13 protein-coding genes are annotated in these 14089 nt (G+C 71.6%); 6 read left to right on the top strand and 7 right to left on the bottom strand.

The genetic code is table 11. The annotated features are described in order from the left end of the window. Positions 1-4: 4 nt before the first annotated feature. From OG252_RS08270 to OG252_RS08260, 3 genes are all read right to left on the bottom strand, one after another. Positions 5-1219 (bottom strand): LCP family protein, encoded by a 1215-nt coding sequence (locus OG252_RS08270; protein WP_329334872.1) that lies wholly within the window; start codon positions 1217-1219, stop codon positions 5-7. A gap of 30 nt (positions 1220-1249) precedes the next feature. Continuing rightward, positions 1250-3328: a bifunctional polysaccharide deacetylase/glycosyltransferase family 2 protein gene (locus OG252_RS08265; RefSeq protein WP_406497116.1), complete on the bottom strand. Its 2079-nt coding sequence runs from the start codon at positions 3326-3328 to the stop codon at positions 1250-1252. Between the two features lie 264 nt (positions 3329-3592). Further along, complete coding sequence (locus OG252_RS08260; protein ID WP_443068393.1) at positions 3593-4249, bottom strand: pectate lyase; 657 nt, start codon at positions 4247-4249, stop codon at positions 3593-3595. Here OG252_RS08260 and OG252_RS08255 point away from each other — a divergent pair. Together OG252_RS08255 and OG252_RS08250 are read left to right on the top strand one after the other, a co-directional pair. After that, entirely contained in the window at positions 4236-4622 is a 387-nt protein-coding gene (locus tag OG252_RS08255; protein ID WP_266453242.1) for a hypothetical protein, read from the top strand. The two genes, OG252_RS08260 and OG252_RS08255, sit on opposite strands and share 14 nt — an antisense overlap. A 235-nt stretch (positions 4623-4857) precedes the next feature. Then, entirely contained in the window at positions 4858-5691 is an 834-nt protein-coding gene (locus tag OG252_RS08250) for a hypothetical protein (RefSeq protein ID WP_266450923.1), read from the top strand. A 13-nt stretch (positions 5692-5704) separates the two neighbouring features. On the opposite strand, the gene OG252_RS08245 is transcribed toward OG252_RS08250, so the two are convergent. Next, positions 5705-6745: an LLM class F420-dependent oxidoreductase gene (locus OG252_RS08245; protein WP_406497118.1), complete on the bottom strand. Its 1041-nt coding sequence runs from the start codon at positions 6743-6745 to the stop codon at positions 5705-5707. 71 nt (positions 6746-6816) lie between these two features. Between OG252_RS08245 and OG252_RS08240 the strand changes: the two genes are divergently transcribed. Next, positions 6817-8067, top strand: a complete 1251-nt coding sequence (locus OG252_RS08240) for an Nramp family divalent metal transporter (RefSeq protein WP_266450925.1) — start codon at positions 6817-6819, stop codon at positions 8065-8067. 34 nt (positions 8068-8101) lie between these two features. Here the strand turns inward: OG252_RS08240 and OG252_RS08235 are convergent, their stop codons facing one another. The 3 genes from OG252_RS08235 to OG252_RS08225 form a co-directional block, all read right to left on the bottom strand. Next, positions 8102-9580 (bottom strand): aldehyde dehydrogenase family protein, encoded by a 1479-nt coding sequence (locus OG252_RS08235; protein WP_329334869.1) that lies wholly within the window; start codon positions 9578-9580, stop codon positions 8102-8104. Positions 9581-9647: 67 nt separating this feature from the next. After that, a complete protein-coding gene (locus tag OG252_RS08230; protein WP_329334868.1) occupies positions 9648-10655 on the bottom strand; it encodes an LLM class flavin-dependent oxidoreductase in 1008 nt (335 codons plus the stop codon). A 46-nt stretch (positions 10656-10701) separates the two neighbouring features. Next, positions 10702-11475 (bottom strand): enoyl-CoA hydratase/isomerase family protein, encoded by a 774-nt coding sequence (locus OG252_RS08225; RefSeq protein ID WP_266450928.1) that lies wholly within the window; start codon positions 11473-11475, stop codon positions 10702-10704. Between the two features lie 86 nt (positions 11476-11561). On the opposite strand from OG252_RS08225, the gene OG252_RS08220 reads away from it, so the two are divergent. From OG252_RS08220 to OG252_RS08210, 3 genes are read left to right on the top strand one after another with little or no spacing between them, the layout of a single operon-like run. Then, a complete protein-coding gene (locus OG252_RS08220; RefSeq protein ID WP_329334866.1) occupies positions 11562-12734 on the top strand; it encodes a thiolase family protein in 1173 nt (390 codons plus the stop codon). A 6-nt stretch (positions 12735-12740) separates the two neighbouring features. Then, on the top strand, positions 12741-13514 hold the full coding sequence (locus OG252_RS08215; RefSeq protein ID WP_329334864.1) for an enoyl-CoA hydratase-related protein: 774 nt from the start codon (positions 12741-12743) through the stop codon (positions 13512-13514). A 37-nt stretch (positions 13515-13551) separates the two neighbouring features. Next, the gene (locus OG252_RS08210; RefSeq protein WP_329334862.1) at positions 13552-14082 is read left to right on the top strand and encodes a DoxX family protein; all 531 of its coding nucleotides are present in this window, start codon (positions 13552-13554) and stop codon (positions 14080-14082) included. Positions 14083-14089 lie beyond the last annotated feature (7 nt).

The raw sequence follows: 14089 nt of genomic DNA, 5'->3' as shown, positions 1-14089 counted from the left end.
GAGGTCAGCTCCCCTGCGGGAGAGTCACCGGCCGGTCGTCGCGCAGTTCCGCGAAGAGTTTCCGTGCCCGGCTGTCGTCCCACTTCACGGCGCTGCCCTTGGAGGTGGCGAGAGCGGGGTCGGAGACAGGCACGTTGAGCTGCCTGCCGCCGCCCGCCGTGACGCCCTGCATCGCCCGGAACAGCGACATGAGATCCGGCAGGTCCGTGTCCTTGTCCACCACGAGCGTGTCGAGGCCCGCGCCGAGGGTGGGGAAGGACTTGGCCGGGTTGAGGAGGGTCTTCGGCGTGACGGCCTTCTTGGCCAGCGCGGTCAGGAACTTCTGCTGGTTGCGGGTGCGGCCCAGGTCGCCCTGGGCTTCCTGTTTGCGCTGCCGGACGAACGCCAGCGCCTCGGCGCCGTCGAGGGTCTGGCAGCCCCTCGGCAGGTCCGCGCCCGACTTCTCGTCCTTGACGGCCCGGTCCAGACACAGGTCCACACCGCCGACCGCGTCCACCACACCGACGAAACCCGCGAAGCCGGTCTCCGCGTAGTGGTCGATGCGCAGCCCGGTGTTGCGCTCCACGGCCCTGACGAGCAGATCGGGGCCGCCGAGGGAGAACGCCGCGTTCAGCTTGTCCGGCTCGGCGCGATAACTCCTGCCGGTCTCGGGGCGGACGTACGGCGGGACGGTCACCCACGAGTCGCGCGGCAGGCTCAGCATCGTGGTGCCGTTCGCGCCGGTGTGCAGCAGGATCATCGAGTCGGTGCGGCGGCCCTCGGCCGAGCCGGTGCGCAGATCCTTCCGCGCCTGCTCGGACAGCCCGGCGCGGCTGTCCGAGCCCACGATCAGGTAGTTGGTTCCCCTCCCGTCCGCCGGGCGGTCCGGGAGCGCGCCGAGGTCGACCTCCTGGTCGAGCTTGGTGTCGGCCCACACGTACGTGCCGACGGACGAAGCGAGCAGCGCGCCGACCACGAGGACCGTCAGCCGCACGATCCTGCGGCGCCGGGTGGGGGGCGGCTTGGGACGGCGGCGGCCGCCCGCGTCGCCGGGGGGCCTGCGTCCGTGGCCCGTGCGGCCCGGAGTGGCGGGGGAGGGCATGCCCGGCAGCGGTGCCGTACGGGTCGTGGGCAGGGCCCCGGTCCCGCGCGCCGCCCGGCCCGCGGCGACGCGCGGCGGCTCGGCCACCCCACCGCTTCGGTCGTAGTGGCCCGCCGGGCGGTCGGTCCCGTCACTCATCAGCCTGCTCAGTCCCTCACCACATCGGGATCACCTCGTCGGCACGCTCTTATACGGGGCGGGGCCACCGATCTGTTCAGCGGCCGTACCGGAACGCTTCATGCGCTGCCAGGTCAGCCGGCTGCCCAGCAGGGCGGCGACCACGGACTGGATGACGACGAGATACATCAGCTGCCGGTAGACGAAGAGCTGGAAGGGCATCGACCACAGGGCCCGCTTCCGCTCCCCGTCGAGCTTCAACGCGTAACCGGCACAGACCAGTTGGACGCCCAGGAAGGCGAACCACACCGCGGCCGCGCTCAGTGGATCGAGGAACAGCACGCCGTACAGGGCGAACACGTCGATGATCGGCGCGAGCAGCGGAAGGACCACCTGGAAGAGCGCGAGGTACGTCAGTCCGCGCCGGCCGAAGCGCCCGGCCACGCCCACCTCCACCACGGCACGGCGGTGCTTCCACATGGCCTGGATGGTGCCGTAGCACCAGCGGTAGCGCTGGCGCCACAACTGGCGCAGCGAGGTGGGCACTTCGGTCCAGGCGACGGCGGACTCCTCGTAGAGCACCCGCCAGCCCGCCCGCCACAGCGCCATGGTGAGGTCGGTGTCCTCGGCGAGGGTGTCGTCGCTGACCCCGCCGACGCCCACCAGCGCGTTCCGGCGGAAGGCACCGATGGCACCGGGGACGGTGGTCATGCACTCCAGCACCTCGAACATGCGGCGGTCGAGATTGAAGCCGAAGCAGTACTCGAGATGCTGCCACTTGGCCAGCAGGCCCCGCCGGTTGCCGACCTTGGTGTTGCCGCTGACCGCGCCGACGGCCGGGTGCGCGAGCGGCTGGACGAGATGGTGGATGGCATCCGGTTCGAAGACGGTGTCGGCGTCCACCATGACCACGATGTCGTGACTGGCCTGGGCCAAACCGGTGTTGAGGGCTGCCGCCTTGCCCCCGTTGGGTTTGCGGATCACCAGCACGCGCGGATCGCCGATCCCCTTGGCGAGCTCGGCCGTTCGGTCCGTCGAGCCGTCGTCGACCACGATGATCTGCAGCTCGGGGTAGTCGCAGGCCAGCAGGGAGAGGACGGTGGACTCGATCCCGGCCTCCTCGTTGTAGGCGGGCACGAGCACCGTCACCGGTTCCGTCACCTCCCGCAGCCAGGGCGCGCCGGGCCGGGAGCGCTCCAGACGCCGGACGTGGGCACGCGCGAAGACGGCGAGCAGCAGCAGGCGCAGCACCCCGAGAGCGCCCGCGATGCCCAGCGTCCAGGTCATGGCGTTGGAGAACGCCCGCCCGACGGCGGTGGCCCGGACGAGAGCGGTGCCGCCCCACCTGTCGAGGGCCGACACCGGCGCGTACGGGGTGAGCCTCAGACCCGCCGAGACGGTGGTGAAGCGGTCGACGCCGCGGTTCTCGAGCAGCTTCTTCGCCTCCCGGTAGGCGGTCGCCGTCTGGCTGAGCTGCCGGACCAGGCCCTGCGCCGGCTTCCGGGACGCCTTGTCGGCGGCGACGAGCACATAGCCCTCGGCGGTGGCGCGCCGTGCCGCCTGCCACTCGCGGCCGCACAGGGTGTCCGGCGAGGTGGTGCGCGGCATCCGCAGCAGATTGGTGCGCAGACCCGCGGTCCCCGCCAACGCGCTCTGGGTCAGGTCGAGTTCGGCCGAGAAACGGACGGGGGACGCCTCGCCCAGGGCGCCACCGGTGTAGGTGTTCGAGCCGATCTCGTGCCCCTCGTCGCGGATGCGCCGTACCAGGTCCGGATGGCGGGCCGCCTGGGAGCCGAAGAGGAAGAAGGTGGCGCGCGCCTGGTGCCGGCGCAGCAGGTCGAGCAGGCGCGGGGTCCACACGGGGTCGGGGCCGCCGTCGAAGGTGAGCGCGACGGTGCGGGCGGGCATCGAGCCGGTCTGTATGCCGTTGCGGTTGATGCCCACCACGGGGCCGCCGCCCGCCACGGCGTCGGGGGCGGGCGCGGTGCAGGCGGACCGGGTCGTCGCCGCGTCGACCTCGTGGTTGGTCCAGCCCTCGAAGAGCAGGGCCGCGAACATCGCGGGGAGGACGAGGATCAGTAACAGCCAGTGTCCGCGGGGGTCGCGGGACTGCTTGTGCCGAGCCTTCACGGGACCTCGTCCCCCCTTTCGGCCGACGCGCCGAGCAGGTCGCAAGTGGCGTGTGCCCCAGTCGAGTTGAGGCGCGCCCGGTCGCCCCGACAGGCCGCGTTCCGGGCCCTTCTTCTCCAGTCGTGCGCGTCGGGGCGCGCGGTGCGAGGGGACGTCTTCTTCCACTGCCTGACGGGACTGGAGGTACGCATGGGGCGCGAGTCTAGCCACAGCTTTTCGGTTGCATGGCCATAACACCGAGCCTCACAGGAACGCGGCCCCGGGTCACTTGTAGGTGATGCCCGATGCGCTGTAGCGGCAGTACGTGCCGTCCGGACCGCTGCCGATCTTGTCCGGCTCCGCGCCGCTGGTGTTGCCCTGGAAGCGCTCGCAGACGGTGATGTCCCTGCCGCTGTCACCGACGATCGTCACACCGGAGAGGGTGGCGGTGTCCCCGTAGTTGGCGTTGACGCCGGCCAGTACCTTCCCGGGGCTGGTCACCCTGACGTTGTCGATGACGACGTGCCGCTCGTACTGCGTGTCGCAGTTGCCGCACGAGCGGTACAGCTTGCCGAACTCGGCGACCTGGAAGTTCCTGATCGTCAGCGTTCCGGCACCGTTGTGCTGGAAGACCTTGTCGTCCGCCTTCCGCGCGCCGCCGCCGACCACGAGGTACCTGGCCGAGGCAGACGTGCCCTTGAAGGTGGCCGCGTCCTCGCCGACGTCCTGCCACCACACGTTCTGCAGGGTGCAACTGCCCAGACAGTGCACGCCGTCGGCGGCCGGCGCGCCGAGGACGACGTTCTTCAGGACGGCTCCGTCGGCGAGCTCGAAGACCGGGTCCTGGTCCTCGTCCTGGCCGTCGCCGCCCAGCGCGCCCGAGCCGTAGTAGCGTCGCAGGCCGCCGTCGTAGCTGCCGGAGACCTGGATGGTGGCGGTCACCGGCCTGCCCCCGGTGGTGGTGGGCCAGGAGCCGAGGGCGGAGACGGGGGACGGGGGCGGGGCGGCGGAAGCGGCAGCGGACTTGCTCGCCGAAGCGGAAGCCGACGTCGAGGCCGACGCCGACGCCGACGTCGACACCGACGGGGACGGGGAAGGGGACGGGGACGATGCCGAACCCGAAGGCGACGCCGAAGTGGTCGGCGAGAACCGTCCCTTGACCGCCTTGCCCGCCTCCGGCCCGGAGTCCGATGACCTCATGAGGATGCCGCCGGTGATCGCGCCTGCGACCAATGCGGTGGCCACCACGCCGATCGCAACGGTGCGGCGGTTCGTTCTCCCGCGCCGTGACCGGCGGTGCAGGGCTGCTCTTTGACTCACGGGGTGACCTTCGTTCGGCAGTTCGTGGAGCGCGTCACCTACCAGTCGCCACCGCTCCGGGAAAGGTTGCCGCGATTCCGGAAGGCCCGCGATCCGGCGAGGTTTGTCACGACCATTGATCCCGCCCATCCCCTCGCCTAGTCTCGGGCTGATTATTCGACTGACCGGTCGACATAATCAATGGGTCTCATGCGGGAGCCGCGGCCCCTGCCTGTCACGCGGGAGGGCAGATGAGCGAATCGACGAAGGCGCCGGTCGGGACGGAAGCGCGGGTCGCGCGGGTACCGGGCACGAGCCCGCGAGGCCGGACGGACATATTGGTCATCGGGGCCGGGGTCACCGGCATCTACCAGCTCCGTCTGGCCCGGGAGGCGGGATTCTCGGCGCAGCTGCTGGAAGCGGGCAGCACCGTCGGCGGTACCCGCCGCTCACGCTCCTACCTGTTGTCGCAGAAGCTGAGGGAGGAGTGGGAGCGGTCGAAGCGGATCGCGCGCCGGTCGCAGGACGACCGCTACTTCGACTACGTGGTCGACCGGTTCGGTCTGCGGTGCGACATCACTCTCCGGACCAGGGTGACCTCCGTCGTCTACGACGAGCGGTCCGGGACGTGGACCGTGCGGGCCGAGGACGGCACCACGTTCCGTACCTGCTTCCTCATCGCGGCCACCGGCGCGCTCGCCGGCCTGGAGATACGCGGCCGAGGAGGCGTCCCGCTGGCGGAGCACTGGGCGGACGGACCGCGCACCTACCTCGGGGTCGCGACCGCCGGTTTCCCGAACCTCTTCTTCCCCGGCGGCCCGGACGGCGGTCTGGGCAACGACCCGTGCTACTCCGGGGATCAGGTGGATCTCGTCATGGACGCCCTCGTCTACACCCGTGACTACGGCCACGACGTCATCGAGGTCGATCCCGTCGCAGAGAAGCAGTGGACGGACATGGTGAACGACACCACGTTCTCCTTCCCGCGCAGCAGCCGGATGATGGCCGAGGTCGTCGAGGACGACTACTCGACCTTCCTCTTCTCCGGGGCCGCGTTCTCCGCGACCGCGCACGGACGTGGGTAGCAGCTCCGGCCGTTCAGGAGGCCATGACCTTGAGGGCCTCGACGTCGGACAGCCGCCGCGCGGGGTCCGGGGCCACCGGGTTGACCCGCAGGGTGGTGACTCCGGCGGCGCGGAAGGCGTCGAGCCGCTCGGCGACATGGGACGCGGGGCCGATCAGGGCGGTCGCGCGGAGCAGGTCGGCGGGTACGGCGGCCGCGGCCTCGTCCTTGCGGCCGGACAGGTAGAGGTCCTGGACGGCGGCCGCTTGGGACTCGTAGCCGTAGCGGCGGGCGAGGTCGTTGTAGAAGTTGCGTCCGCGCGCCCCCATTCCGCCGATGTACAGGGCGAGTTGGGGCCTGGCCAGGTCGATCAGGTCGTCGATGTCTTCGCCGATGGCCAGCGGCGCCGAGACCATGACGTCCAGTGTCCCCAGCGCGGCGTCCCGCCGGGCCGAGCCCTCGGCCAGCGCGGGGCCCCACACCTCGTCCGCCTTCTCGGGGTGGAAGAACATCGGCATCCAGCCCTCCGCGATCTCCGCGGCCAGCGCCACGTTCTTCGGGCCGATGGCGGCGAGCGCGATCGGGATGCGTTCCCGCACCGGACGGTTGATGAGCTTCAGCGGCTTCCCCAGGCCGGTGCCCTGCTCGGGCGGGAGCGGGATCCGGTAGTGCGTGCCCTCGTGCACGACCTCCTCCCGGCGCCAGACCGACCGGCAGATCTCCACGATCTCGCGGGTGCGGGCCAGGGGAGCGGAGTACGGCTGTCCGTGGAAGCCCTCGACGACCTGGGGCCCGGAGGCGCCGATACCGAGGGTGAACCGGCCGTCGGAGACGTAGTCCAGGCCGGCGGCCGTCATCGCGGTCAGCGTGGGGGTGCGGGTGTAGATCTGCAGGATGCCGGAGGCGATCTCCAGGCGCTCGGTGCGGGCGGCGACGAACCCGAGCTGGCTGATCGCGTCAAAAGAGTAGGCCTCGGGGACGAAGACGATGTCCAGTCCCGCCTTCTCGTAGTCACCCAGCGCGGCCACGGATTCCCGGAAACCACAACTGTAGTTCAGGGTCATACCGATTCTCATCTCGACCTCCACCCTTGCTGCCCAAGCGAATACAGTACACTCTATGAGCCATCCTCGGCGAAGGTGGTGCTGTGAACTCTCCCGCTCGGATCTCGTCCGACGCTCCCCCGGAGGTCCCTCTCCGCATAGGGAGGCGGCGTGTTGTCTCCCTGATCGGCCCGGCGTTCGTGGCCGCGGTCGCCTACATCGACCCCGGGAACTTCGCGACCAACGTGGAGGGCGGTACCCGCTTCGGGTTCCTGCTGCTCTGGGTGGTCCTCGCGGCCAACGTCGTGGCCATGCTGCTGCAGTACCTGTCCGCCAAGCTGGGGATCGCCACCGGCCGGAACCTGGCCGAGCTGTGCCGTGACCACTACCCGCGGCCGGTCGTCCGGCTGTTGTGGCTCCAGGCGGAGATCGTGGTGATCATGACGGACCTCGCCGAGCTCATCGGCGGCGCGATCGCCCTGAACCTGCTCTTCGACCTGCCCCTGCTGCAGGGCGGTCTGCTGATCGCCGCCGCGTCGTTCGTCATCCTGGCCGTCCGCACGGCACGCCAGCGCAGGTTCGAGGCGCTGATCACCGCGATGCTGGCCGTGATCGCGTGCGCCTTCCTCTACCAGACGCTGACGGCCGACGTCCCGCTGGGCGGCGTGGCGTCCGGTTTCGTCCCGCGGTTCGACGGGAGCGAGAGCGTGCTGCTGGCGGCGGGGATCGTCGGAGCGACCGTCATGCCGCACGCCATCTACCTGCATTCCGCCCTCACCCAGGAGCGTTTCGCCCCGGGGCAAGGCCTTCGACGCCCAACCCTGCTGCGGGCCCAGCGCGTTGACGTCGTGCTGGCCATGGGAGTGGCGGGACTGATCAACATGGCGATGCTGGTCGTCGCCGCGACCACCCTGCGCGGAACGGGCGCCGAGCCGACCATCGAGGGCGCCCACGCCCAGTTCGCCGCGAGCTCCGGTGCGCTGACCGCCCTGCTGTTCGCCATCGCCCTGCTCGCCTCAGGACTCGCCTCCTCCAGCGTCGGCGTCTACACCGGTCAGGTCGTCATGCAGGGCTTCCTGCGCCGCCGTATCCCGCTCTACGTGCGCAGGTCCCTCGCCGTCGTCCCCGCGCTGGCGGTGCTGGCGATGGGCGTGGATCCCACCCGGGCCCTGGTGCTCAGCCAGGTGACGCTGTCCTTCGGCATCCCCTTCGCCCTCGTCCCGCTGGTCCTGCTGACGCGGAAGCCGGAGATCATGGGCGACTGGATGAACCGCAGGCTCACGACCGCGCTCGCCACCGGCGCGAGCCTCGTCATCATCGCCCTCAATGTGGTGCTGCTGACCCTGGCTTTCTGACCGCGGGGCCGTCTGCCTCAGTGGGCCGCCCGCCTCAGCGGGCGGCCCAGCTGACGCTCTTGGTCTGCAGGTACTCGTCGAGCCCGAACTCGCCCCACTCGCGGCCGAGTCCGCTCTGCTTGTACCCGCCGAACGCCGCGCGCGGGTTCACCCCGGTGCCGCCGCCGTTGATCGCGACGCTGCCGGTGCGGACGCGGGTCGCGATCTCGTAGGCGGTCGCCGTGTCGGCGCTCCAGACGCCGCCGGACAGGCCGTAGGGGCTGTCGTTCGCGATCCGGACCGCCTCGTCGACCGTGCCGAACGGGACGACGACGCCGACCGGGCCGAAGAACTCCGTCTGCGCGATCGTCATCGCGTTGTCCACCCCGGCGAAGAGCGTCGGCTCCACGAAGTAGCCCTTGTCGAGACCGGCCGGGCGTCCGCCGCCGCTGACGATCCGCGCTCCCTCCTCCTCGCCGGTGCGGATCAGCTTCTCGACCTTGGCCCGCTGCGCCTCGCTGATCAGCGGGCCCATCGTCGTGGACTCGTCCGCGGGATCGCCGACCTTGACCCGGGCCAGGCCCGCGCGGATCCGCTCGACCAGTTCGTCGTGGACCGAGGCGTGGACGAGTGTGCGGGTGAGCAGCGAGCAGCCCTGGCCGGCATGTGTCGTGATGCCCGCGAGGGCGGCCCGGGCGGCCGCGTCGAGGTCGGCGTCGGCGCAGACGATGCTCGCGGACTTGCCGCCGAGTTCCAGGACCACCTTCTTCATGGAGGACGCGGCCTGCGCGTAGACCATGCGCCCGACCGTGTCCGACCCGGTGAAGCTGACCAGGTCCACCATGGGGTTGGTGGTCAGTTCCCGGCCGGCCTCGATGTCACCGGTCACGACGTTCACCACGCCCGGCGGCAGCCCGGCGGCCTCGGCGAAGTCGCCGATCAGCAGCGATTCCAGCGGAGTCGAGGGGGCGGGCTTCAGGACGACGGTGCAGCCCGCCGCCAGGGCGGGGGCGAGCTTCATCATGCTGAGGAAGAACGGGAAGTTGTAGGCCGGGATCAGGGCGCAGACCCCGAAGGGCTCGCGCCGCAGCACTCCCTGGGAGATGCCCCTGCCCGGCGTGACGGTGGGATCCATCGGCCGCTCCCACGCGAAGGCCGGCATCACCCGCTCGGCCATGTCGCGCAGCTGCGCCACCGGGATCCCGGTCTGGATGCTCTCCGCCAGCCAGTGCACCGAGCCCGCCTCGGCCATGTTGAGGGCGACGAGTTCGGGGAGCCGGCGTTCCATCTCCTCGGCCATGCGCAGCAGCGCCGCGGCCCGCTCGGCCGGCCTCATCCGCGGCCAGGGCCCTTCGTCGAAGGCCGTGCGCGCCGCTTCGACCGCGCGGCGCACGTCCGCGACCGAGGCCTGGGGAACCTCCGCGATCGTCTCCTCGGTGGCCGGATTCCGTACGACGTCGATCGCGTCGGAGCGGCCGTCGGTGCGGCGCCCGTCGATGTAGAGCTGCGATGAGAACGAGTACGCCGTCGTCATGGGCCGTCTCCTGCGGTTGTCTTGGTCCGGAGTACGTGGTGTCGAGCGGTGGGCCGGCGCGGCGGGGTCAGGCGGCTGTCGGCACGGCGTCGATCAGGGCGAGGCTCGAACGGGCGTAGGCGGCGCGGCGTCTGCCGCTCACCAGGAAGCTCGGGGGAGCGAAGTACCCGACGTCGCGGGGGAGTGAGCCGGCGCGGCGGGCGAGCGCGGCCTTCGCGTCGGCGGTGGTGCCGCAGAGGGCGATCTCGGCGAGCATCTCGTCGGTGACGGCGGCGGCCATGGTGTCGGTGTCGCCGGTCCGGAACGCCTCGCGCAGGCGCGCGACCGGTTCCTCCCAGCCGTGATGGGCCACGAAGGGGTCGTACGTCTTCACCGTGAGGTAGAAGGCGATCATCCGCCGGGCGTCGGCGATGGCGCGCTCGGGAGCGGCGTCGTCGACGGCGGTGATGATCCAGCCGTGCTCGACGGGAGGTGCCGGGCGCGGGCTGTCGGCCGTGCCCTTCTCCACCGCCGGGCGCACGACGTCGTTCCACCAGGAGCGGGTGAACAGGCCGTGGCCGATCACGCCGTCGGCGACCCGGCCCGCGGTCCGCGCCATGCCCTTGTTGAAGGCGGCGAGCAGCACCGGGATGTCGAGGCGGCCGAGCACGGGTGCGCGGACGTCGGCGTCGATCGAGTGGAACTCGCCCGAGTAGCGGACCCGTTCGCCGTTCTCCGCGTGCAGCCAGGCGCGCACGGCGCCGACGGTCTCCGCCATCCGGTCCACCGGCCGGTCGGCGGGTACGCCGAACCAGTCGCGGTTGATGCGGTACGCCGCGCTGCCGAGCCCGAGGAACAGCCGGTCCGGTGCCTGCGCGTGCACCTGCCGCAGTGCGGTGGCGTGGGCGTAGGGGGTGCGGGCGAACGCGTAGGCGATGGCGGGGCCGATCAGCGCCCGCTCGGTGTGCGCGGCCATCTCGGCGAGCGTGAGGTACGCGTCGTGGTCGACGAAGTCCCCCGTGCAGAACGCGCCGACACCGGCCTGCTCGGCCTCGCGGGCGAGGCCGGCGCCGGGCCAGGGCATGCCGAAGCGCATCAGTGCCTCCTTAAAAGTGCACTCTTTTTGGGAGCGTACGGGAGCGTCATCGCAGCGTCCACTGTCTGCGGGGCACCGAAGAACGATCCACCGCCGCCTTCCCGACCGGGTTGCCGATCTGGGTGTACGACAGCCCGGTGCGCAGCGCCTGGGTGCGGGTGGCGTCGAGCGACTCCCAGACGGCCCGGACGGTGCCCTGGATCGCGGCGGGCGGTTTGGCGGCGATGATGCGGGCGATCTCGTCGGCCCGCTCCCAGAGCTCCGCGCGCGGAAGTACTTCGCTGACCAGGCCGATCTGCAGGGCGCGGGCGGCGGACAGGCGTTCGTCGAGGCCGAGCAGTGCGATCCGCAGGGTCTCGCCGAGGGGGATGCGCCGGGCGAGGCCGATCGGCTCGAGGGCGGCGGTGAGGCCGTAGCTGACATGCGGGTCGAAGAAGGTGGCGTCGTCGGAGCAGATGAGGATGTCGGCCTCGTTGAGCCAGTAGAACGCCCCGCCGGCCGCCATCCCGTGCACCGCGCACACCAGCGGTTTCCACACCTGGTTGAGCTTGGGCGACAGATACTCGCCCGGGTCGCTCCGGCTCCAGACGTTGGGGTGGCGGTCGATGCCCTCCTTGACGTCCATGCCGGTGCAGAAGGCGCGCTCGCCCGCCCCGCGCAGCACCACCACGTGTACGTCGTCGTCCGCCTTGACCGTCCGCCAGATCTGCTCGAAGTCGTCGAGCATCGCCTGGTTGAAGCCGTTCATGACCTCCGGTCGGTTCAGGGTGATCGTCGCGACATGGTCGGTCACCTCGTACAGGACGGTCTTGGGCTCCATCCGGCACCTCCTCTTCTGGCCCTCTGGCGGCTCGGCCGATCCGTACACACTTCCCGTCGGTCCCGAAATAGAGTACAACCAATTCCATGACCGAAGCCGTTCTGTTGTCTGCCTGCCGTACCGCCATCGGCACCGCTCGCAAGGGCGCGCTGCGCGAGGTGAGCGCGTTCGACCTCGCCACCGTCGTCGTCCGCGAGGCCGCCCAGCGGTCGGGCCTGCCGCCGGAGACGATCGACGACGTCGTGCTCGGGGAGTCGCTGGCGGGCGGCGGGGACATCGCCCGCTACGCGGCGCTGGAAGCGGGGCTGACGCATGTCCCGGGCCTGGCGCTGAACCGGCACTGCGCGTCGGGCCTGGCGAGCGTGGCGAGTGCCGCGGCGAGCGTGCGGGCCGGGATGGACCGTGCGGTGATCGCCGGCGGCACCCAGTCGACGTCGACGGCCCCGGTCATGCGGCGGCGGATCCCCGGCACCGACGACTGGCAGGACCCCTGGAGTTCGCCGTCGCACGTGTCGACGCCGAACGCGCCTCACGACGACATGTCGATCCTCGTCGGCTGGAACACCGCCCGGCTGCTCGGCATCTCCCGCGAGGAGATGGACGCCTGGGCGCTGCGCTCGCACGAGCGCGCCGTCCGGGCCGTCGACGAGGGGCGGTTCGCGGGCGAGATCATCCCGGTCAAGGTCGTCGGCCGGGACGGATCGGCCTCGGTCTTCGACGTCGACGAGCACCCACGGCGCGACACCAGCATGGCCAAGCTGGCGGCTCTGAAGGCGCTCCACCCCGAGATCGAGGGCTTCTCCATCACCGCGGGCAACTCCAGCGGCGTGAACGACGGAGCGGCCGCGGTCCTCGTCGCCGATGCCGCACTCGCGGCCGAACACGGCCTGACTCCCCTCGCGACGATCCGCTCCTGGGCCAGTGTCGGAGTCGACCCGGTGGAGACCGGCCTCGCCCCGATCCGGGCGATCCGCAAGGCTCTCGACCGTGCCGGGCTCGATGTCGCCGACGTCGACGTGTTCGAGGTCAACGAGGCCTTCGCGGCGGTCGCCGTGGCCACCACCCACGAGCTGGGACTCGACCCCGAGCGGGTCAACCCGTTCGGCAGCGGTTGCAGCCTCGGCCATCCGATCGCGACGACCGGGGCGCGCATGGTCACCACCCTCGCCCATGAACTGCGCCGCCGAGGCGGCGGTACGGCGGTCGCGGCGATGTGCGCCGGCGGCGGCATGGGCGCGGCCCTGGTCCTGACGGCCTGACCGGCCGTGATCGAGGATCTCGGCGTCGATGGACTGCGGTGCCGCTGGGCGGACGGCGTGCTCCGGCTGACCCTGGACCGTCCGCAGGCCCGCAACGCCCTCACGATCGCGATGCGGCGCGGCCTGATCACCGCGATCCGGGCAGCCGACGCGGACCCCGCGACCCGGCTGGTCGTCCTCACCGGCACCGACCCGGCGTTCTCCTCGGGCGTCGACCTCAAGGAGTCGCTCGGGGGCGGCCACGGCTCGCCGCCCGGCGCCCGGACCGACCCGGCGGCGGCGCTGCGGGCGGCCCGCACACCGGTGCTCGGGGTGATCAACGGGCCCTGCTACACCGGGGCGTTGGAGCTGGCGCTGTCCTGCGCGTTCCTGGTCGCCTCGGAACGGGCACGGTTCGCCGACACGCATGCCGCGGTCGGCCTGTCGGCGGGCTGGGGGATGAGCGCCCTGCTGCCGCGGGCCGTGGGTGTACGGCTGGCCCGGCAGATGATGCTGACCGGCGAACCCGTCGACGCCGCCCAGGCGTTGCGCGTCGGGCTGGTCAACGAGGTCGTGCCGCACGACCGGTTGGCGGTACGGGTGCGGCAGATCGTGGACGGGATCCTGGCCGCCGAGCCGACCGCCGCCGACACCACCCTCGAACTGCTCGCCGCCGGCGAGGGCGCGACCCTGGCACACGCCCTCGCCCTGGAGGCCGAGGCGAAGCTGCGCCGGCGTACCGATGTGGCCCAGGTGGCCCGCCGGTTCGCGGCCCGCACCGGGCGGCGCGACGCACTCTGACGGGCCGGCGTGGGTCCGGCCCCCGGGAAGGAGACCGATGAACGGCGTAGACGTGGCGCGGTACGCGCTGCGCGCGGTGATCGGCGGCACGATGATCGCGCACGGAGTGCGGCACGGCCGCACCCTGGACGGCACGGCGGGCTGGTTCGGGTCCGTCGGGTTCAGCAGACCCCGGCTCCAGGCGGCGGCCAGTGCCGTCGTCGAGGTCGGCGCGGGCGCCGCCCTGGTAGCCGGAGCGGCGACCCCGCTGGCGGCCTCGGCGGTCGTCGGCACGATGGGCGTCGCCGCGCGCTCGGTACACCTGCCGAACGGGTTCTTCGTGGTGAACGAGGGCTACGAGTTCGTCCTCAACCTGGGCACGGCGTCCGTGGCGCTGGCCGCGCTCGGTCCGGGACGGTTCAGCGTGGACCGGGCGCTCGGGCTGGACGAACGGCTCGGCGGCCCGGGACGCGCGGCGCTCGCCGCCGGGCTGGGACTCGCCGCGGCGGCCACTCAGCTGGCGGTGTACTGGCGGCGTCCCCAGCCCCAGCCCCAGCCCCAGCCTCAACCCGAACCCGAGGTGAATTAGAGCGCCT

The organism is Streptomyces sp. NBC_01352, assembly GCF_036237295.1.
Lineage (GTDB): Bacteria > Actinomycetota > Actinomycetes > Streptomycetales > Streptomycetaceae > Streptomyces > Streptomyces plumbiresistens.
The sequence above is the reverse complement of the archived record's forward strand: the minus strand, read 5'-3'. Positions and strand labels throughout refer to the sequence as shown.

What these genes read in the sequence shown, in the direction of transcription:
- OG252_RS08250 (WP_266450923.1), top strand. Translation starts at nt 4,858, where the DNA reads ATGAGCGAATCGACGAAGGCGCCGGTCGGGACGGAAGCGCGGGTCGCG.
- OG252_RS08255 (WP_266453242.1), top strand. Translation starts at nt 4,236, where the DNA reads ATGGTGGCGGTCACCGGCCTGCCCCCGGTGGTGGTGGGCCAGGAGCCG.
- OG252_RS08270 (WP_329334872.1), bottom strand. Translation starts at nt 1,219, where the DNA reads ATGAGTGACGGGACCGACCGCCCGGCGGGCCACTACGACCGAAGCGGT.
- OG252_RS08230 (WP_329334868.1), bottom strand. Translation starts at nt 10,655, where the DNA reads ATGCGCTTCGGCATGCCCTGGCCCGGCGCCGGCCTCGCCCGCGAGGCC.
- OG252_RS08235 (WP_329334869.1), bottom strand. Translation starts at nt 9,580, where the DNA reads ATGACGACGGCGTACTCGTTCTCATCGCAGCTCTACATCGACGGGCGC.
- OG252_RS08245 (WP_406497118.1), bottom strand. Translation starts at nt 6,745, where the DNA reads ATGAGAATCGGTATGACCCTGAACTACAGTTGTGGTTTCCGGGAATCC.
- OG252_RS08225 (WP_266450928.1), bottom strand. Translation starts at nt 11,475, where the DNA reads ATGGAGCCCAAGACCGTCCTGTACGAGGTGACCGACCATGTCGCGACG.
- OG252_RS08210 (WP_329334862.1), top strand. Translation starts at nt 13,552, where the DNA reads ATGAACGGCGTAGACGTGGCGCGGTACGCGCTGCGCGCGGTGATCGGC.
- OG252_RS08220 (WP_329334866.1), top strand. Translation starts at nt 11,562, where the DNA reads ATGACCGAAGCCGTTCTGTTGTCTGCCTGCCGTACCGCCATCGGCACC.